A 20857-nucleotide genomic window follows, 5' to 3' on the forward strand; every position below is an offset into this window, starting at 1 on the left:
CGATGACTCAGCAGCTGGTGGTGATCGGTAACGGGATGGCGGCGATGCGCATGGTGGAAACCTTGCTGCAACGTGCGCCGGGCCGCTATGCCATCACGGTGATTGGCCGTGAAGCGCAGGGCAATTACAACCGCGTCATGCTGTCACCCGTGCTGTCTGGGGAAAAAGCCTTCGCTGACACGCTGATCCACACGCCGGAATGGTATGTCGCACATGACGTACAACTGCTGATGGGGGAAGAAGCGCTGCAGGTGGATCTCACCGCACGGACGGTGTTCACCGATCAACGCACGCTGCACTGGGACAAGCTGGTGTTTGCCTGTGGATCCCAACCCCGTATGCCGGATCTGCCGGGAGTTGAGCGCCCGCAGGTGTTGGGATTTCGCACCTTGCGCGATGTCGACACCATGCTGGCGCAGGATGGACCGGTGGTGGTGCTGGGCGGCGGGTTGATTGGGGTGGAAGCCGCTGCGGCGCTGCGTCTGCGCGGGCGCGATGTCACGCTGCTGCATCATCGTCCCTGGCTGTTGGATCGCCAGCTGGATCAACAGGCGGGCGCGCTACTGAAACAGCATCTCACTCAGCGCGGGATCCACTGCCGTCTCGGCGTGTCGCTGCAATCGATCCAGCGCGCTCACGTGACGCTCACCGATGGCACGTTGCTGCCCGCGCAGCAGGTGGTGATGGCGATTGGCGTGGTGCCTGAAATAGCCCTGGCGCAGCAGGCTGGCGTGCCATGCCAGCGCGGCATCATCGTTAACCGTCAGCTGCAAACCCAGGTCGCTAACGTCTATGCGCTGGGCGAATGCTGTGAAATCGACGGTGAGACCTTTGGCCTGGTAGCGCCGTGCCTGGCTCAGGCCGACGTGCTGGCGGCACAGCTGGCCGGCGCGCCAGTGGCGGATTTTTACCATCAGGAGAGCGGTACGCGGCTCAAAGTCACCGGCATTGAGATGTTCAGCGCGGGCGACATCCGTGAAGGCGACTCTATTACCAGTTTTGATCCTTTCGACGGCCACTATCGCCGTCTGTTCTTACGCGATGGCGCCCTGCGCGGCGTGCTGCTGTTTGGCGACAGTCAGGGTGCCAGTTCGCTGCTAACCCAATTACAACAGGCAGAACACGTGGACATTCACGCGCTGTTTGGTCTGGAGAATCCCTTAACGCAGCCGTGTGCTGCAGGAAGCAATGTCATGAGCAAACCTCTTCTCGCCGTGGTGGGTCACGGTATGGTCAGCCACCATTTTCTTGAGCAGCTGGTGAGTCGTGAACTGCACCAGCACTATCACATCGTGGTGTATGGCGATGAGCCGCAGATGGCGTATGACCGCGTGCACCTCACCGAGTACTTCACCGGCAAAAGTGCCGACGATCTCTCGCTGGTGAGCGAGAACTTCTTCGAGCAACACGGGATAGAGTTGCGCACGGGTTGCGAAGTGCTGGCGATTGATACCGACAAGCGCAGCCTGCGCGATGCCAGCGGTGCGGAACTGGCGTGGGATAAGCTGGTGCTGGCCACCGGATCGATGCCGTTTGTGCCGCCGGTGCCAGGACGTGAAAGCCCACGCTGTTTTGTCTATCGCACTCTGGCCGATCTCGATGCGATTGCCGCTTGCGCCAAACAGGCAACGCGCGGCGTGGTGATCGGCGGAGGTTTGCTGGGTTTGGAAGCGGCCAACGCCCTGAAGCAACTCGGGCTGGAAACCCACGTGGTGGAGTTTGCCCCGCGTCTGATGGCGGTGCAGCTGGATGATGGCGGGGCGCAAATGCTGCGCGGCAAAATCAGCGCACTGGGCGTGCAGATCCACACCAGTAAACAGACCGAAGCGATTGAAAGCCAGCCGGACGGCAGCGTGCTGCTGCGCTTTGCCGATGGCAGCGTACTGGAAACCGATCTGATTGTGTTCTCCGCCGGTATCCGACCACGCGATACTTTGGCGCGTACGGCGGGGATTCAACTCGGCGATCGGGGTGGCATTGCCATCAACGATGGCTGTGAAACCAACGTGGCCGGCGTTTATGCGATTGGCGAGTGTGCACTGTGGCAAGGTCAGATTTTTGGCCTGGTGGCGCCAGGCTATCAGATGGCGCGCGTGCTGGCAGCTCAACTGGCGCAGGAGGAGCTGGCATTCAGCGGCGCAGATATGAGCACCAAACTCAAACTGCTCGGTGTGGAAGTGGCCTCCTTTGGTGATGCGCATGGCCGCACGGCTGACAGTCAAAGCTATCACTGGACTGACAATCCCAAAGGCATCTACAAAAAACTGGTGGTGTGCAAAGACAGCAAAACCCTGCTCGGCGGTGTGCTGGTGGGTGACAGCGTTGATTACAGCAGTCTGCTTCAGATGATGCTTAACAAGATGCCGCTGCCGAGTGAACCAGAAAGCCTGATCCTGCCGCAGCTGGCAGGGGCTCCATCCAAAGCGTTGGGGGTAGCGGCGTTGCCGGAAGCCGCACAAATCTGCTCCTGCCATAACGTCAGCAAAGGTGATATTTGTGCCGCCGTGCAGGGCGGTTGCGGCGATATGGCCGCGATCAAAAGCTGCACCAAAGCGGCCACCGGCTGTGGCGGCTGCAGCGCACTGGTGAAACAGGTGATGGAGCTGGAGCTGGTGAATCAGGGTGTGGTGGTCAAAAATGATATTTGCGAGCACTTTGCCTATTCGCGCCAGGAGCTGTATCACCTGATGCGCGTCGGCAATATCACCACCTTTGATCAACTGATTCAGCAGCATGGTCGTGGTCACGGTTGTGAAGTGTGCAAGCCGCTGGCGGGCTCGCTGCTGGCCTCGTGCTGGAACGAGTACCTGCTGAAACCCCAGCATCTGCCGTTGCAGGATACTAATGACCGCTACTTTGCCAACATCCAGAAAGACGGCACCTACTCGGTGGTGCCGCGCGTGCCCGCTGGGGAGATCACGCCCAAGGGACTCATTGCCATCGGCGAAGTGGCGGCCCGTTACGATCTCTACACCAAAATTACCGGCGGGCAGCGCATCGATCTGTTTGGTGCACGGCTGGAACAGCTGCCGGACATATGGGAAACACTGATCGCTGCTGGCTTCGAGACCGGCCACGCCTACGGCAAATCGCTGCGCACCGTGAAGTCCTGTGTCGGCTCAACCTGGTGTCGTTATGGCGTGCAGGATTCCACCGCTTTCGCTATCGCGCTGGAGAATCGCTACAAGGGGCTGCGCGCCCCACACAAAATCAAAATGGCAGTGTCGGGTTGTACCCGCGAGTGTGCCGAAGCGCAGAGCAAGGACATCGGTGTCATCGCCACCGACAAAGGCTGGAATCTCTATGTGTGCGGCAACGGCGGCATGAAACCGCGTCATGCCGATCTGTTTGCCAGCGATCTGGATGATGAAACCCTGCTGCGCTATGTCGATCGCATTCTGATGTTCTACGTGCGCACCGCCGATCGTCTGCAACGCACCAGCGTGTGGATGGACAACATGGAGGGCGGACTGGATTACCTGCGCAGCGTGATCATTGAGGATGCTCTCGGCATTGGCGACATGCTGGAGCAGGAGATGCAGCTGGTGGTGGATCGCTACCAGTGCGAATGGCAGAGCACGTTGCAGGACCCTTCACGCCGCGCATTGTTCAATGCAACGGTCAACAGTGAGCAAGCGAACGAAACCCTTAACTATGTGCGTGTACGTGACCAGCGACAGCCCGCAACCCTGGACATCATTCCAGTGACCACGCTGCCTGCTGAACCCTGGAGTGCGATTTGTAATGTGTCCTCGATTCCTGAGGCAGCAGGGATGGGGGCGCGACTGGGTGGCCAGCGTGTGGCGCTGTTCCGCTTTGGTGAAGCGATCTACGCGCTTGAGGATATAGAGCCGGGCACGCAGGCCAGCGTGCTGTCGCGCGGCATTCTCGGCGATGTGGCGGGTGAGCCGGTGGTGATCTCTCCGCTGTATAAGCAGCGGATTCGATTACGCGATGGGCAGAGCCTGGACAACGCCGAGCACCAGTTGCGCTGCTGGCCGGTACGCATAGATAGCGGCAAAGTGTGGCTGGGTCATCAGCCTATTCTCGCGCTCGCGGCAGCATCATGAAAACTACCTGTCCTTACTGCGGCGTGGGGTGTGGCGTAGAAGTCAACGCGCCCGATCAGCCGGTGAGCGGGGACCGCCAGCATCCGGCTAACTTTGGCCGCCTGTGCGTGAAAGGCTCAGCGCTGGGTGAAACCTTGTCTCATGAAGGACGTCTGTTGTGGCCGCAGATCCACGGTGAACGCGTCAGCATGGATCAGGCGCTGGATCATGTCGCACAAGGATTGCGCCGTATCATCGATCAGCATGGTCCTCAGGCTGTGGCATTTTATGGCTCTGGCCAACTGCTGACCGAGGACTACTACACCGCCAACAAGCTGATGAAGGGCTTTATCGGCGCCGCTAATATCGATACCAACTCGCGGCTCTGTATGGCGTCGGCGGTGGTGGGGTACAAACGCGCATTCGGTGCCGATGCCGTACCTTGCTGTTATGAAGATATCGAACAGGCGGATGTGGTGGTCTTGGTGGGATCGAATGCCGCATGGGCGCATCCGGTGGCGTGGCAGCGGCTGGTGCAGGCGAAAACCGATCGACCCGAGATGCAGTTGGTGGTGATCGACCCACGCCGCACCGCCAGTTGCGATATTGCTGACCAGCATCTGCCTTTACAGCCAGGATCTGACAGCGCGCTGTTCGCCGGGCTACTTAACTGGCTGAGCGACAATGATGCGGTGGATGCAAGCATGCTGCCCCATTTGTCCAACGTAGAAGCCACGCTGGCGGCCTGCAAAGCCTGGGATCTGGCCACGGTCGCTGCCGCCTGCCAGCTCAGCGAGCAAGATATTGTGGCCTTCTGGCAACGGTTTGCCCTGCAACGCCGCGTGGTGACGTTGTGGTGCATGGGCATTAACCAGTCGCAAACCGGCAGTGACAACAATAACGCCATCATCAATGCCCATCTGCTTAGCGGAAAAATCGGTTACGCAGGCGCGGGTCCCTTTTCATTAACCGGACAACCGAACGCCATGGGCGGGCGTGAGGTCGGTGGCTTAGCCAATCAGCTGGCGGCGCATATGGGGTTCAGCGAAGAGGAGGTGGACCGCGTAAGTCGCTTCTGGAGCAGCCCTCAGGTGGCGCGTCAGTCCGGTTTAACGGCGGTAAATCTGTTCAATGCGATTGGGCGTGGCGAGGTCAAAGCCGTGTGGATCATGGGCACCAATCCGGCGGTGTCGATGCCTGAGGGGAATCGTGTCGCTCAGGCGTTGGCCAAATGCGAGCTGGTAGTGGTGTCGGAAGTGAGTGCGCGCAGTGATACCGCTGATTTAGCTGATGTTCTACTACCTGCACAAGGATGGGGCGAAAAGAACGGCACGGTGACCAACTCCGAGCGGCGTATCTCACGCCAGCGCAGTTTTATTGCCCCGGCTGGCGAGGCGAGACCTGACTGGTGGTTGCTGGCGCAGGTGGCTCAACGTCTGGGATATACCGAAGCCTTTGCCTGGCAGCATCCCAGCGAAATTTTTGCTGAACATGCGGCGCTGTCTGGCTTCGAAAATCATGGCCGCCGCGCTTTCGACATCAGCGCACTGGCGCATATCACCCGTGAGCAATATGACCAGCTGGCACCCGTGCAGTGGCCGTTGAATGACCGCGCACCGAGTGGCACCGCACGGCTGTTTGCCGATCGTCGTTTCTTCCACGCGGATGGTAAAGCGCGTTTGCTGCCGCCTGCCATCCCGGTTAAGACGCTCACCAGCGCGCGCTATCCCTTATTGATGAACACCGGGCGCATCCGCGACCAGTGGCACACCATGACGCGCACGGGCAACGTGCCGCGCCTGATGCAGCATTATGATGAGCCTTTTGTCGCGCTGCACCCGCATGATGCGGCGGCACACGGCTTAAGTCAGGGCGATCTCACTCGCGTGCAGTCGGCATTGGGCTGGTGGAGTGGTCGTGTGGTGATCGACAGTGGATTAACCCGCGGGCAGTTGTTTATCCCGATGCACTGGACGCGTCAGTTTAGTGCGCAGGCGAATGTCGACGGCTTAGTGGCGGCTCACTGCTGTCCCGACTCGGGGCAACCTGCGCTGAAGCAGACCGCAGTGCGTTTGCAACCGCTGCGTCCGACGTGGCAGGGATGGTTATTCATGTCGGAGGTGATAACGCCATCGAAACTGCTGTATTGGTCGCGTGCGCCGCAACAGGGTGCACAACGTTATGTGCTGGCGGGTGAGGCGCAGGCAGCAGATTGGTTGATGCAGTTACCCGCTATACAGGAACTGCAGTGGCAACAAGCGCAGGCGGGACAGCAGTTACACATGCTGGGCTGGCGCAGCGGGCGTTTAATGTGTGCGTTTTATGCCGCTCCCTGGCTGCCAGAGATTGATCATGGCTTTGTGGCGCGAGCCTTCACGGAGACGCCCTCTTCTGCACAGCAGCGCCATGCGCTATTGGGTGGGCGTCCGGCTCAGGGGGAAAACCAGGGCCGGACGATTTGCAGCTGTTTCGGCGTGGGTGAAGTGGCGATTCGTCGGGCGATTGAGCAGGGCTGCGACTCGCCAGCGGCACTGGGGGCAGCGTTAAAGTGCGGCACCAACTGTGGTTCCTGTATTCCGGAGCTAAAAAACTTACTGGCAAACCTGCGCGTGGCGCAGTAGCGGAGAACTTCATGACTCAGGCCATTGAGCGTCTTGAAAAACTGTTCACTCTCCAGAGTGGGGATGCGGCGCCGGGCTGTGTGTGGCTGGTGGGCGCAGGGCCGGGTGATGTCGAATTACTGACGCTGAAAGCACTACGCCTGATCAAAAGCGCCGATGTGGTGGTGTATGACCGCCTGGTAAGCGACGAGATCATGGCCGAAGTACCGCCCGGCACGCTGGCCATTGATGTCGGTAAAAAGCCCGGCAGCCATGGTCTGAAGCAGGCGCAGATTAATCAGTTGCTGGCCGATCTGGCGGCAAGTGGTCGTTTAGTGGTGCGGTTGAAGGGCGGCGATCCCTTTATTTTCGGACGTGGCGGTGAGGAGATGCTGTTTCTGCAGCAGGCGGGTATTACCTGCCAGATTGTGCCCGGCATCACCGCAGCCTCTGGTTGTGCGGCTGCCAGCGGCATCCCGTTGACGCATCGCGACTGTGCGCAATCTTTACGGCTAATCACCGGACATGGCAAAAGCGGTGAGCCGCAGTTGGAAGATGCCAGTTTAGCCGCCAGCAGTCAGACGCTGGTGTTTTACATGGGATTGAAATGGAGCGCCAGCATCAGCGCCCAGCTGCAGGCGCACGGTCGCGCTGCCGATACGCCGGTGGCGATCATTGAAAATGGTACGCGCCCTGACCAGCGCGTGATGGTGACCACTCTGGCGGACCTGACCGCTACCATTGCGCGTGAGCAGGCGCAATCTCCCGCACTGCTGCTGGTAGGCGAAGTGGTACGCTTTTATCGCCAGCCTCATATCGCCGACCTCAGCGCAATTTCACTTATGGCTAAATAAACTCGTATTTTCCCCCCTTAATCCACGCTTTAGCCTTGGCGGGTTTTGGCATCCTATGCTCAGAATTCCTGCCAGCTGAGGTATGTCGTGGCTGAAGAGAGCGACGAGGACAAAACAGAATCGCCCACGGCGCACCGACTAGAGAAGGCGCGAGAAGAGGGGCAGATTCCGCGATCGCGCGAGCTGACATCGGTACTGATGCTGTTGGCCGGCTTGCTGATCCTGTGGCTCGGCGGTGAACTGATGGCTGAACAGCTGGCCAGTATGTTGGCCACTGGTTTTCGTTTCGATCATGCCATGGTGACCGATGACAAGATGATCATCGCCCACATCAGCAATCTGATTGGTCAGGCGGTGATGGCGCTGCTGCCGTTGATGGCGGGCCTGGTGATTGTGGCGATTGCCGCGCCGATGCTGCTCGGCGGGATCAATATCAGCGGCAAATCCATCAAGCTGGATTTCACCAAGCTCAATCCGCTGAGCGGCCTGAAGCGCATGGTTTCCTCCCAGACATGGGCAGAATTGCTGAAAGCCATTTTGAAGGCGGTGCTGGTGGGACTGGTGGGCGGCTGGTACATCTGGTCGCACTGGCAGGAGATGCTGCGGTTAATCAGTGAATCCCCGGTTAATGCGCTGCATCACGGTTTAACTATGATCGCGATTAGCTGTGCATTAATCATGCTGGGCCTGGTGCCGATGGTCGGCTTCGACGTGTTCTGGCAGCTCTACAGCCACTTTAAAAAGCTGAAGATGTCGCGTCAGGAAATTCGTGACGAGCACAAGCAAAACGAAGGTGATCCGCACGTTAAAGGACGTATTCGTCAGGCGATGCGCGCGGCGGCACGTCGTCGCATGATGGCAGATGTGCCTAAAGCGGATGTGATCGTCACCAACCCGACGCACTACTCCGTGGCGCTGCAATATCAGGAAGGCAAGATGAGCGCGCCAAAGGTGATTGCGAAAGGGGCCGGCGATATTGCACTGAAAATTCGCGAACTGGCAAAAGAGCATCGCATACCCATTTTAGAAGCACCGCCACTGGCGCGTGCGCTGTATCGACATACGGAAATTGGTCAGTTCATCCCCGGCGCGCTGTATGCGGCGGTGGCGGAAGTACTGGCCTGGGTGTGGCAACTGCGTCGCTGGAAACGCGAAGGTGGCCTGATCCCAACCAAACCAAAACAGCTGCCGGTTCCGGCAGACATGGACTTTGCAGGAGAGAACAGAAACGATGGCTAATCTGGCCGAAAAGCTGCGTTTACCGGGCAACTTAAATGACACGCAGTGGAAGGTTCTGGCTGGGCCGATACTGATCATGTTGATCCTGTCGATGATGGTGCTGCCGCTGCCGGCCTTCATTCTCGACCTGCTGTTCACCTTTAACATTGCTTTGTCGATCATGGTGTTGCTGGTGGCCATGTTCACCCAGCGCACGCTGGAATTTGCCGCCTTCCCGACCATCCTGCTGTTCTCTACATTGCTGCGCCTGGCGCTGAACGTCGCCTCAACCCGTATCATCCTGCTGGAAGGTCATACGGGTGCTGATGCCGCCGGACGCGTGGTTGAAGCTTTCGGCCACTTTCTTGTGGGCGGTAACTTCGCTATCGGTATCGTGGTGTTCATCATCCTCGTTATCATCAACTTTATGGTTATCACCAAGGGTGCCGGACGTATTGCCGAAGTGGGCGCGCGTTTTGTACTGGATGGGATGCCCGGCAAGCAGATGGCGATCGATGCTGACCTTAACGCCGGTTTAATCGGTGAAGAGGAAGCCAAACGTCGTCGTACCGAAGTGACACAGGAAGCCGACTTCTACGGCTCAATGGACGGTGCGAGTAAGTTTGTGCGCGGTGACGCCATCGCCGGTATTTTGATTATGGTGATTAACGTCATCGGCGGTCTGCTGGTGGGCGTAGTGCAGCACGGCATGGATCTGGGGCACGCAGGTGAAACCTATACACTGCTGACCATCGGTGATGGATTGGTGGCACAGATCCCGGCGCTGGTTATCTCTACCGCTGCGGGTGTTATCGTGACGCGCGTCAGCACCGATCAGGATGTGGGCGATCAGATGGTCTCCCAGCTGTTTAGCAATCCGCGCGTGTTGATGCTGAGTGGTGGTGTTATCGGTCTGCTCGGCCTGGTGCCGGGTATGCCCAACTTTGTCTTCCTGCTGTTTACCGCCGCGTTGCTCGGTCTGGCCTGGTGGCTGCGCGGTCGAGAGATGAAACCGAAGACTACCTCGGAACCTTCTAGTCTGGTCAAAACGCAGGAGACACCCGCCACGGTGGAAGCTTCCTGGAAAGACGTGCAGCTGGAAGATTCGCTGGGTCTCGAAGTGGGTTATCGCCTGATTCCCATGGTTGACCATTTGCAAAACGGTGAGCTGCTGGGTCGCATCCGCAGTATCCGTAAAAAAGTCGCACAGGAGGTGGGCTTCCTGCCGCCGGTGGTGCACATCCGTGACAACATGGAGTTGCCGCCTGCGCGTTACCGCATCCTGATGAAAGGCGTGGAAATTGGCAGCGGTGATGCCTATCCTGGGCGCTGGATGGCGATCAACCCTGGTACTGCAGCCGGTTCTTTGCCGGGTGAACCGACCGTCGATCCTGCCTTCGGTTTAGCGGCAATCTGGATAGATAGTGCGCTGAAAGAGCAGGCGCAGATTCAGGGCTTTACCGTGGTAGAAGCCAGTACCGTGGTGGCAACGCATCTTAACCACCTGATTGGTCAATACGCCAGTGAACTGTTTGGTCGTCAGGAAGCGCAACAGCTGCTGGATCGCGTGACCCAGGAGATGCCGAAGCTGACGGAAGATCTGGTGCCGGGCGTTATCACCCTGACCACCCTGCACAAAGTGCTGCAGAACCTGCTGATTGAGCGTGTTTCGATCCGCGATATGCGCACCATCATCGAAACCCTGGCGGAACATGCGCCGGTCCAGACCGATCCACAAGAGCTGACCAGCGTGGTACGTGTGGCGCTGGGCCGTGCGATTACTCAGCAGTGGTTCCCAGGTAACGGTGAAGTGCAGGTGATTGGACTGGATGCCACCTTAGAGCGTCTGCTGCTGCAAGCGTTACAGGGCGGTGGGGGGTTAGAGCCCGGCCTGGCCGATCGTCTGTTAGTGCAGACGCAGGGTGCATTGCAACAGCAAGAGATGACGGGTGCACCACCGGTGCTGCTGGTGAACCATCCGCTGCGTGCCTTGCTGGCGCGCTTCCTGCGCCGCAATCTGCCACAGTTGGTGGTGCTGTCAAATATGGAGCTGACCGACAATCGCCAGATCCGTATGACCGCCACCATTGGGGGCAAATAACCGATGCGCCGTTGGTGTTGGACTCTAATGATGTTGCCGATGATGGCGCTACCGCTCTATGTGGATGCAGCAGGATCCTGGCATGACAGTGCCAGTGGTCCGAGCCTCGGCGTGCGCGGCAACTGGCACACGACGCCAGCTTTAAAAGCACCTTCGCCCGCAGTGGGCACTATTACGGTGGTGAACTGGCGTTACCAGTTGAGCCGTCCAGCCCCCTCGGGGCTGATCGTGCGTTTGTGTGCGACTCAGCGTTGCGTAGAGATTGAGGGCGGCAGTGGTTCAACGCGTAGCCTGGCGAATATTCCGGCTGACGAGACGCTGCATCTGGCGTTCGGTTTTCAGGGGAAGGGCGCGTTACCGCCGGGATTGCGAGTGGTGAGCAGTGAAGTGACGGTGAATTACCAATAGCCAATAAAAAACCCGCCGAGGCGGGTTTTTTGTTACTACATACGCTCGACGGTTTTGATACCCAGCGTATCCAGACCTTGTTTCAGCGTTTTAGCGGTCAATGCAGCCAGTTGCAGACGGCTGTTACGCACCTGCTCATCCTCGGCGGAGAGGATTGGACAGTGCTCGTAGAAGCCTGAGAACAGGCCTGCCAGATCGTACAGGTAAGCACACATCACATGCGGCGTGCCATCACGCGCAACCTGGGTGATCACTTCTTCAAACTGCAACAGGCGAGTTGCCAGTTGCGCTTCACGCTCTTCGGTCAGCACGATGTCGCCGCTCAGGCTGTCAGCTTCAATGCCGGCTTTACGGAACACAGAAAGCACGCGCGTGTAGGCATATTGCATGTATGGTGCAGTGTTGCCCTCAAACGCCAGCATGTTATCCCAGTCGAAGATGTAATCGGTGGTGCGGCTTTTTGACAGATCGGCATATTTCACCGCGCCGATACCCACCACTTCCGCCAGATCTTTCAGCTCCTGCGCTGACATTTCCGGGTTTTTCTCGCTGACCAGCGCATGCGCACGCTCAACGGCTTCATCCAGCAGATCGGCCAGCTTAATGGTGCCACCGCTACGGGTTTTAAATGGACGGCCATCTTTGCCCAGCATCATGCCAAACGCATGGTGCTCCAACGGCACAGACTCGGGCACGTATCCGGCTTTACGCACAATGGTCCACGCCTGTTGCAGATGTTGATGCTGGCGCGAATCGATGTAGTAAAGCACGCGGTCGGCATGCAACGTCTCATAGCGGTATTTGGCGCAGGCGATATCGGTGGTGGTGTAGAGGTAGCCGCCATCCTTTTTCTGGATGATCACGCCCATCGCTTCGCCTTCCTTGTTTTTGAACTCATCAAGGAACACCACGGTTGCGCCTTCGCTGGTTACGGCCAGCCCTTTTTCACGCAAATCGCTGACGATGCCAGGCAACATATCGTTGTACAGGCTTTCACCCATCACATCTTTACGCGTCAGCGTCACGTTCAGGCGGTCATAGACTTCCTGATTCTGGCTCATGGTGATATCCACCAGTTTTTTCCACATTGCACGGCAATATTCGTCGCCGCCTTGCAGTTTCACCACATAACCACGGGCGCGTTCGGCGAAGGCTTCGTCCGCATCATAGGTGACCTTGGCTTCCCGGTAGAACTCTTCCAGATCCGCCAGCGCGATATCTTCGTGGTGCTCATTCTGTTGCTTTTCCAGATAGGCAATCAGCATACCGAACTGAGTACCCCAATCGCCGACGTGGTTGGCGCGGATCACGTTGTGGCCGAGAAATTCCAGCGTACGTACCGCAGCGTCACCGATGATAGTGGAACGGACGTGACCGACGTGCATCTGCTTGGCGACGTTGGGTGCCGAGTAGTCAATGACAACGGTTTGTGGCTTGAGGCTGCTGACGCCAAGGCGCGGCAATTGCAGGGCCTGCGCGGCCTGGGTAGCCAACCAGTTGCGATCGAGGAAGATATTAATGAAGCCGGGGCCGGCGATTTCGACTTTGCTGGCGATGCCGGCGAGATCCAGATGCTGAATCACCTGTTCAGCCAGCTGGCGCGGAGCCTGACCGAGCTTTTTCGCCACAGCCATGATACCGTTCGCCTGATAATCGCCGAACTGCACTTTAGCCGACTGACGAACCTGAGGTTCACAATCTGCTGGCGCACCCGCCGCTACCATTGCCTGACCGACTTTATCGGATAGAAGAGCCTGAATATTCACCGCGTTACCTTCATATGCTGAAAAGGCCCGCCAGTGGCGGCGAGCCGGTGCCTTCATCCCGCAACAGCGCGGCGGGACGGAAAAATAAGAGGGGAAGTATACGTGAAATGTTAAAGTGCGTCAGCTTTTAGCATGCGCAATGGCGGGTAACAGCAACCCGCGCGCCGATTAACGGCGACGCGGGTGACGACGAGGATTTTTAACGCTTTTGTCTTCACGCACCTTCCAGTGGCGGGAAATTGCAAATCCCATCAATGCAATCAGGACCGCGACAACAATGAGCATAGACATAGAGCCATTCCTTGTAGTTGTGAAACACAAATTTATAAGAAAGGGTATCAAGCTGCAATTGTTTGCAACTGAAATAAGACTTATCTCATTGTATTAATTATCGTTAATATTAACAGTGATTTAAGGTGTTTTCATAAAGTAACCGCTGGACCTATTTAGGCGAATAATCCTAAAGAGAGGGCCTATTTATGCGGTTTCAGGTCTTTTTCATGATGAAATCGGAGGAATCCGACGATTTTGTCAAGCGGATTCTGAAGCGCTGCTGTTTTTAAATTGATAAAAATAATTGAATTGATATTGATGTGTCTGGAGTATTGAGATGAATTTTCCTGCTGAACTGAGTGATTTAGAACAAGACCTGGCTCGATTTGAGCACTCCTTGCAGCAATTTGCTGAAAGATTAGGGCTGCGGTTATCCGAACATGAGGCCGATCACCTGGCGGTGCGCTGCCATCAGTTCGCCACGGCGGAGCGCTGGAAGGCGGGATTGCAGCAGATGGGCAGTCAGTTTTCCGAAGCCATGATCAACGGACGCCCGATCTGCTTGTTCAAATTGCATCAGCCGTTAACGATCGCTGGATGGCAGGTCGATGTGATTGAGTTACCCTGGCCGGGTGAGAAATTGTATCGCCATGAAGGCTGGGAACATGTGGAAATCGTGTTGCGCGGTGAGCCCGAAACATTGGGTGTGCGCGCGATGGCATTGCTCTCCGATCATGCACTGACGCAACCCGGCATTTCGTTCAAAACCAGCGCGCCAAAAGGTGAGCATGAGCGTTTGCCCAACCCGACACTGGCGGTGACGGACGGGCAAACCACCATCAAGTTTCATCCCTGGCGACTGGAAGAAATTGTCGCCAGTGAACAAGGCTAACGCCGTGCCATGACTGCGCTATGCAATCGGCTCACCGCCTTTTCCAGTAAGACGCGAGTACAGCCGAAGTTAAAGCGCACGAAGTTGTCATCACCAAAATCGCGGCCGGGTGAAAAACCGAGGCCGTGTTTTTCAAAATAGAGCGCGGGGCTGGCCACATCCAGCTGGCTGGCATCAATCCAGCCAAGATAGGTCGCTTCGGGCGAATTCATGTGCAATTCGGGGAGTGCATTCACCTGCGCCACCAGCCAGTCGCGATTCGCCCGCAGGTATTGGATTTGCGCCTCCAGCCATGCATCACCTTCACGCCAGGCTGCTTCTGCTGCCACTAGTGCGAGAATATCGACCCCTGGCACAATACCTTCGCGTACCTGTTTAAACCGTTTGCGTAATTCAGGGTTGGGGATAATCGCCATTGATGCGCCGAGACCAGCGATGTTGAAGGTTTTCGAGGGCGATATCAGCGTAATGCTGCGCTGTGCAGCATCATCACTCAATGCTGCAAAAGGAATATGGCGGGCATCGGGCGACAAAATCAAATCACAGTGAATTTCATCAGAACAAACGATTAAATCGTGTTGCTGAGCAAACGCCAGTTGCGCCTCCAGTTCCTCGCGACGATACACGGTGCCGCCGGGGTTTTGCGGATTGCACAGCATCAGCAGGCGTTCATTGCCCTGCATCGCAGCCGTATCGAGATCGACGACCCAGCGGCCATGCTGTAAATGCAGCGGCAAGTTGATCTGTTCACGCTCGGCGAGTTTTGAGGCCGCGCGGAACGGTGGGTAAATCGGCGTTGGCGCGACTGTGCGTTGCCCAGCCTCGGTAAACGCGCGGACCGAAAGGTTAAGACCACTGACGACGCCAGGCAGCATAACGATCCATTCCGGCTGAATATGCCAGTGGTAGCGCTGCGCCAGGCGGGAAACAGTGATATCAATCAATCCTGTGGGTGTGCCGCCATAGCCAAAAACACCGTGATCGGCGCGTTTTTTAATGGCCTCAATAATGCAGGGCGGCGAGCGAAAATCCGTGTCTGCAACCCATAAAGGCAGTACATCACGATCGCCATATTTGTGCCACTTCAAACTATCGCTGTGACGACGGTCTATCCATTGATCAAAATCGAATGCCATAGTGAGGTTTCCACGTAAACTGTCCAATTAAGCAGACTAACTCAAGCCATCCTCTCGAGCCAGAAGTCATGAAAAGGAGCAAGCTATGACGAAACTGGAAATTTGTTGCTACGGCATCGACTGTGCAATGACTGCACAGCAGTCCGGTGCCGATCGCGTGGAACTGTGCAGTGCACCACGCGAAGGCGGGCTGACGCCGTCAGCTGGCGTGCTGGAAGCCGCACAACGTGAACTGTCCATACCGGTTCACCCGATTGTTCGCCCGCGTGGCGGCGATTTTTGTTACACCGCACAGGAATTTGAGGTGATGAAATCCGATGTTGCACTGATGCGTGAACTCGGTTTCCCTGGCGTGGTGATCGGCATGCTGGATGAAGATGCCCATGTTGATATTGCGCGCATGCGGCAGATCATGGCGCTCAGTGATGGCATGGCGGTGACCTTCCACCGCGCTTTTGATTTGTGCCACAGCCCCAAACGTTCGCTGGACGTACTGACGGATTTAGGCGTTGCGCGTATTTTGACTTCCGGCCAGCAGCAGAGCGCAGAAACTGGAATTGCATTGTTGCGGGAACTAAATGAACTGAGCACGGGTCCAATTATTATGGCCGGTGCCGGTGTTCGTTTGAGCAATTTGCAGAAATTTATCGATAGTGGTCTGCAGGAAGTTCACAGCTCCGCCAGCCGACTGGTTGCTTCGCCGATGCGCTACCGTAAAGCCGGTGTCTCCATGTGCTCCGAAGCAGAAGTCGACGAATTCAGCCGAACTTGTGTCGACGGCGATGTGGTCGAAGCGATGAAAAGCATGCTGGAAATGACCGCAGTTCGTGTCGCCTGAGTTCGCACCCCTTTTGCCGCGCAGCACGCCAAAACTCTGACGTGATGTTTGCAAGTACCAAACCCCAGTGAGTTTTGCTGGGGTTCTTTTTGTCTGCTGTACAGCCGTTGATAGCGCATTGTTAAAAAAGATGCTTTGATTACTTTATGGCTTAGCGCGGATAACATTCATGAAATCCTACTCTTGTGCTGTTTTAGTGCTGTTGTTTCCCTTGTCTGGTTCAGCGCTGGCGGTGAGCAGTGCCTGTCCGCCTCTGAGCAAAAATATTACCAGCAGCAACAACTGGATCATGCTGGGTGGTGATGCCAAAGGCGCGGTACGTCAGGTCGTAGCCGGTGAGTTTGGTAAAGATGTCGATTCGCAAAAACGCGTGCTGGGGCAGTTCGATCAGTGCGGGGATTTGATGGTTGCCGACATTACGTATGACAAGAACGAAGGCAACGTGGTGCTGACCATGGAACAGCACATCGCCCGCGTGCAGCGAGGTTGGGTGGCGGAGTATGCCTACCTGGTCAAAGTGGTAAAAGCGGGCAAAGAGGAAGTGGTGGATAACCGTCAGGGCACCATCAGCTGGCAAATGGGTCAACATGGCAACATCATCAGTTCTTCCGACAAATTTACCAGCATGGGCAAGGATGGCTTCACCGATACCACTTACCGCTACGACAAACATTTTCGTCTGGAGAAAAGCGTCGCGCGCGGCAGTGATGTGATGACCAACGGAGAGAGCACCTGGCGCTGGAATCCACAAGGGCTGGTCACCTCATCGTCCAGTGCACGCGGTAAAGACACCTATAGTTATGATAAGCAGTGGCGAGAGCTGCGGCTTAATGGCTTCGCTACCACGCCTGTCAGTACCTTAAGTTCAGTTGACGAGTGTCAGTTATGGGATGAGGTGGGCAACTGTACGCTAAGTTATCTGCATGAAACCGAGGTGTTTGCTAAAGGCACCATCGAGCGCCACCTGAGTTCTGCGTACAAATATCAGTACTGGGATCGCCCGCCAGCCGTAGCGGATGACGGGGAGTAAACGCGGTTGGTCCGGGCGCACCGTGGTGCGCCCAACCTCTTTTACTGCACGGTTTTACTGAAGGCATCCACTGCGACAATCGCGTTGGCAATGTCTTCTGGCGACAAGTTCGGGTTGAGGTTTTTCAATGTATCCCCCTCGCTGTTTGCCAGCGCCCCGACGCGCAGCAGATTCTCCCAGGATTCATTCTCCAGATGCAGCTCTTTCAACGTGGTCGGCATCTTGATTGAGCGGTAGAAGCGGATATAGCGCGCAATCTCCTCATCCGGACGCTGCTCCAGCACCATTTGCGTCAGCGTGCCGTAAGCGACTTTCTCGCCGTGCGTCAGATGATGGATATCGCCATCAATCGCGGTAAAGCCATTATGAATGGCGTGCGCACCCGCCAACCCGGCATTCTCGAATCCGAGTCCTGAAAGCAGGGTATTGGCTTCCACCACGGCTTCGACGGCAGGCGTCACGCGCTTCTCACTCACCGCCGTGTAAGCACTGTAGCCCCATGTCAGGAGTGTCTCTTCACAAGCACGCGCAATGGCGGTGCCTGCAATGGTTGGATCGCCGTTGACCATCGATTTGGCATGCGAGCGCAGCACGGCCTGTGCTTCAACCCAGGTGGCCAGACCATCGGCAATGCCGGAGGCGAACAAGCGGGCTGGCGCACCGGCACAAACCGCGGTATCCACTAGCACCAGATCCGGGTTTTTGCTGTAGAAGCGATAGCTCTCAAATACGCCGCTGTCGGAATAAATCACGGATAGCGCGCTGCAGGGCGCATCCGTCGAGGCCACGGTCGGTACTATGGCGACCGGCTGCTTAAGCTCATCCGCAATCGCTTTTACGGTATCCAGCGTTTTACCGCCGCCAAGGCCCACCACCACATTGCTGCCTTGTGATTTCGCCAGTTGCGTTAAACGATTGATCTCGTTGCTGGAGGCTTCACCGTTAAACTGCTGCCAGCTGAACTCAATGCCCGCCGCTTTTAACGTTTTCTGTGTGCGTTCACCAATCAGTTTCCAGACGATGTCATCGGCGACCAAAAATGCATGCTGGCCCAGCTCGGCCACATAGGTCCCCAATTCATCCAGCACACCTGCACCCTGAACATACTTACGCGGAGAAGAAAAAATGAATTTACTCATAGCGACAACTCCTTGATGTGAGAAAAGCCGTTAACGATAAAGTGACACAGATAAATGACGGAGATTTAACCATTACTGGCAAGTTGAGAATTATTATCAATTACTGACGGAAGGTAACTATCGTCAAGATGTTGCGGCAAGGTTAAGATAGCGGCGAACTGACAGGGAGCTCGCCATGACACTGATATTTTCATTTCTTTTTGCCATTACTATTCTGACGTTAACGCCAGGCTTTGATACCGCGCTGGTGCTGCGTTCCGCAGCCGCGCAAGGCTGGAAACGGGCATCAGCCACCGCATTGGGTGTCACCATGGGCTGTCTGGTGTGGGGCGTTGCGGTGGGACTGGGTCTCGGCGCGCTGCTGCTGGCTTCCGAAATGGCGTATAACCTGTTGAAGTGGGTCGGCGCCGCCTATCTGCTCTATCTCGGCATTAAACTGCTGCTGAATCCCCGCACCCAGGCGGAAGAGAGTCAGAGTGTGCAGGGCAAAGAGCAAAGCTATTTCGCCTGCTTCTCGCGAGGATTATTCGGCAATCTGTTAAATCCGAAAGTCGGTGTGTTTTATGTCACTTTCCTGCCACAGTTTATTCCGGCCGGTGCGTCAGTGGCGCTATGGTGCACCCTGATGGCGTTAACGCATATGATGATTGGCCTGGTATGGAATGCGATATTGATTGGCGGCAGTCAGTATTTTGCGGCGCATCTGCGTCGTCCAACAGTGCTGAAAGTGATGGATCGTTTGGCGGGCTGTGTGTTTATCGGTTTCGCCGCGAAGCTGGCGCTGTCGCGGCGTTAAGCATTACGGCTTGCGTGCCACCAGTACCGCGCGTAGCGGTGCTGGATAACCTTCAATGGTTTTGCTGCTGTCGTTAGGATCAAGGAACTCGGCCAGTGATTCGCTGGTCATCCAGCTGGTGCGACGTTGCTCTTCCACTGACGTCACCGCGTAATCCGCGATGCGCACATCGACAAATCCACACTTCTCCAGCCAGCCCTTCAACGCGGCAGCGGACGGAATAAAGTAAACGTTGCGCATCTGCGCATAGCGTTCACCCGGCACCAGAACGGTGTTTTCATCGCCCTCAACGACCAGCGTTTCCAGCACCAGCTCTCCCTCGCTCACCAGCTGGTTTTTCAACTGCAATAAATGATCGAGCGGCGAGCGGCGGTGATACAGCACACCCATCGAAAACACCGTGTCGAAAGCCTGCAAGGCGGGCAGTTGTTCGATGCCAAGTGGCAGCAGATGGGCGCGACGATCGTCTCCCAGCAGCTTACGCACCGCTTCGAACTGACACAGGAACAGCTGCATCGGATCGATGCCGACCACCAGCTTCGCGCCTGCGCCGATCATGCGCCACATGTGATAGCCGCTACCGCAGCCGACATCCAGCACCGTGCGGTGGGTTAATGGCGAGATATGCGGCAGCACGCGATCCCATTTCCAGTCCGAGCGCCATTCGGTATCAATCTCGGTGCCGTAAAGGGAATAAGGACCTTTGCGCCAGGGCATCAGGTTGCGCAACAGGTTTTCAATACCAAGACGTTGGCGATCGGTGAGATCGTCAGCCGTGGCCGTGACGCTGTTGACCAGATCCAGCGTTTGCGGGTTCAGCAGCGGCAGGTAATCCACTGACTTTTCCCAGTCGCGGAATTTACCGTGCAGATTCTCGCGCTGCCAGGCTGCGACTTGTGCGGGTAAAACTTCCAGCCAGCTCGCCAATGGGCCGGTGGCGATTTGCTGATAAAAACGGCCAAAATCAATCATTTCAACGCTACCAAAGAACCAAAGTTAAAGCACTGGAACCACAATTCCGCATGGGCAAAACCGGCGTCTTTCAGACGCGCTTTATGCGCTTCTACACTGTCGGTGAGCATGACGTTTTCTAGCATGCTGCGTTTCTGGCTGATTTCCAGTTCGCTATAACCGTTAGCACGCTTGAAGTCGTGATGCATGTTGAACAGCAGTTCGCCCACTTCGCCATCTTCAAAGCTGAATTTCTCAGACAGCACCAGCGCACCGCCGGGGTTCAGGCCTTTAGCGATCTTTTTCAGCAGTTCCAGGCGCGCAGGCGGCTCAAGAAATTGCAGAGTAAAGTTCAGCACCACCATTGAAGCATTCTCAATATGGATATCCTGAATATCCGCTTCAATCACCTGCACCGGCGTATCTGCGCGGAAGGCATCAATATGGCGGCGGCAACGCTCCACCATCGCCGGAGAGTTATCCACGGCAATAATCTGGCAGCCCGGCACATGAATATTACGGCGCACTGAGAGCGTGGCGGCACCCAGCGAGCAGCCGAGATCGTAAACCTGGCTATCAGGCTTCACAAAGCGTTCTGCCAGCATGCCAATCATCGAAATGATGTTGGAATAACCCGGCACCGAGCGCTGAATCATATCGGGAAAGACTTCAGCCACGCGCTCGTCAAAGGTCCAGTCACCCAGCTTATCGATGGGTGCGGAAAATAGCGTATCGCGGTCAGACATAATGAAAAGTCCGGAGAGAGGAATCGGAAAGGGCGCTATTCTGTCAGAAAGTCCCGCAGG

General features: G+C 56.6%; 16 protein-coding genes. 10 read left to right on the top strand and 6 right to left on the bottom strand.

Annotated features, from left to right (window positions below):
- Positions 1-2: 2 nt before the first annotated feature.
- From nirB to FD737_RS04535, 6 genes are all read left to right on the top strand, one after another.
- The gene (nirB, locus tag FD737_RS04510; protein ID WP_160832816.1) at positions 3-4070 is read left to right on the top strand and encodes a nitrite reductase large subunit NirB; all 4068 of its coding nucleotides are present in this window, start codon (positions 3-5) and stop codon (positions 4068-4070) included.
- Positions 4067-6670: a nitrate reductase gene (locus FD737_RS04515; RefSeq protein ID WP_160832817.1), complete on the top strand. Its 2604-nt coding sequence runs from the start codon at positions 4067-4069 to the stop codon at positions 6668-6670. Before nirB ends, FD737_RS04515 begins: the two co-directional genes overlap by 4 nt.
- Before the next feature lie 11 nt (positions 6671-6681).
- On the top strand, positions 6682-7503 hold the full coding sequence (gene cobA, locus FD737_RS04520; protein ID WP_160832818.1) for a uroporphyrinogen-III C-methyltransferase: 822 nt from the start codon (positions 6682-6684) through the stop codon (positions 7501-7503).
- Between the two features lie 87 nt (positions 7504-7590).
- Entirely contained in the window at positions 7591-8742 is a 1152-nt protein-coding gene (gene flhB / locus FD737_RS04525; RefSeq protein ID WP_160832819.1) for a flagellar biosynthesis protein FlhB, read from the top strand.
- On the top strand, positions 8735-10822 hold the full coding sequence (gene flhA, locus FD737_RS04530) for a flagellar biosynthesis protein FlhA (RefSeq protein ID WP_160832820.1): 2088 nt from the start codon (positions 8735-8737) through the stop codon (positions 10820-10822). The genes flhB and flhA overlap by 8 nt, the downstream gene beginning before the upstream one ends.
- 3 nt (positions 10823-10825) lie before the next feature.
- Positions 10826-11230, top strand: a complete 405-nt coding sequence (locus FD737_RS04535) for a flagellar protein FlhE (protein WP_097116846.1) — start codon at positions 10826-10828, stop codon at positions 11228-11230.
- A 35-nt stretch (positions 11231-11265) separates the two neighbouring features.
- Here FD737_RS04535 and argS read toward each other — a convergent pair whose 3' ends face one another.
- Together argS and FD737_RS24020 are read right to left on the bottom strand one after the other, a co-directional pair.
- Positions 11266-12996 carry an arginine--tRNA ligase gene (gene argS / locus FD737_RS04540; RefSeq protein WP_045832925.1) on the bottom strand — a complete coding sequence of 577 codons (1731 nt, stop codon included), beginning with the start codon at positions 12994-12996 and terminating at the stop codon, positions 11266-11268.
- A 168-nt stretch (positions 12997-13164) separates the two neighbouring features.
- The gene (locus tag FD737_RS24020; RefSeq protein ID WP_007889544.1) at positions 13165-13287 is read right to left on the bottom strand and encodes a hypothetical protein; all 123 of its coding nucleotides are present in this window, start codon (positions 13285-13287) and stop codon (positions 13165-13167) included.
- A 319-nt stretch (positions 13288-13606) separates the two neighbouring features.
- Between FD737_RS24020 and FD737_RS04545 the strand changes: the two genes are divergently transcribed.
- On the top strand, positions 13607-14161 hold the full coding sequence (locus tag FD737_RS04545) for a VOC family protein (protein WP_182058982.1): 555 nt from the start codon (positions 13607-13609) through the stop codon (positions 14159-14161).
- Here the strand turns inward: FD737_RS04545 and FD737_RS04550 are convergent.
- Positions 14158-15297, bottom strand: a complete 1140-nt coding sequence (locus tag FD737_RS04550; RefSeq protein WP_160832821.1) for a MalY/PatB family protein — start codon at positions 15295-15297, stop codon at positions 14158-14160. The genes FD737_RS04545 and FD737_RS04550 overlap by 4 nt on opposite strands.
- A gap of 85 nt (positions 15298-15382) precedes the next feature.
- Between FD737_RS04550 and cutC the strand changes: the two genes are divergently transcribed.
- Together cutC and FD737_RS04560 are read left to right on the top strand one after the other, a co-directional pair.
- The gene (cutC, locus tag FD737_RS04555; RefSeq protein ID WP_160832822.1) at positions 15383-16135 is read left to right on the top strand and encodes a copper homeostasis protein CutC; all 753 of its coding nucleotides are present in this window, start codon (positions 15383-15385) and stop codon (positions 16133-16135) included.
- Positions 16136-16304: 169 nt separating this feature from the next.
- Positions 16305-17165, top strand: coding sequence for a hypothetical protein (locus FD737_RS04560; RefSeq protein ID WP_160832823.1), 861 nt, complete (start codon positions 16305-16307; stop codon positions 17163-17165).
- Between the two features lie 41 nt (positions 17166-17206).
- Here the strand turns inward: FD737_RS04560 and FD737_RS04565 are convergent, their stop codons facing one another.
- Positions 17207-18304 (bottom strand): glycerol dehydrogenase, encoded by a 1098-nt coding sequence (locus tag FD737_RS04565; protein ID WP_160832824.1) that lies wholly within the window; start codon positions 18302-18304, stop codon positions 17207-17209.
- Positions 18305-18479: 175 nt separating this feature from the next.
- Between FD737_RS04565 and FD737_RS04570 the strand changes: the two genes are divergently transcribed.
- On the top strand, positions 18480-19100 hold the full coding sequence (locus FD737_RS04570) for a LysE family translocator (RefSeq protein WP_160832825.1): 621 nt from the start codon (positions 18480-18482) through the stop codon (positions 19098-19100).
- Between the two features lie 3 nt (positions 19101-19103).
- Here the strand turns inward: FD737_RS04570 and cmoB are convergent, their stop codons facing one another.
- A complete protein-coding gene (gene cmoB / locus FD737_RS04575) occupies positions 19104-20072 on the bottom strand; it encodes a tRNA 5-methoxyuridine(34)/uridine 5-oxyacetic acid(34) synthase CmoB (protein ID WP_058960189.1) in 969 nt (322 codons plus the stop codon).
- On the bottom strand, positions 20069-20797 hold the full coding sequence (gene cmoA / locus FD737_RS04580; protein WP_160832826.1) for a carboxy-S-adenosyl-L-methionine synthase CmoA: 729 nt from the start codon (positions 20795-20797) through the stop codon (positions 20069-20071). Before cmoA ends, cmoB begins: the two co-directional genes overlap by 4 nt.
- Between the last annotated feature and the right edge of the window lie 60 nt (positions 20798-20857).

This window comes from Pantoea sp. Seng (assembly GCF_009829935.1).
GTDB lineage: Bacteria > Pseudomonadota > Gammaproteobacteria > Enterobacterales > Enterobacteriaceae > Pantoea > Pantoea communis.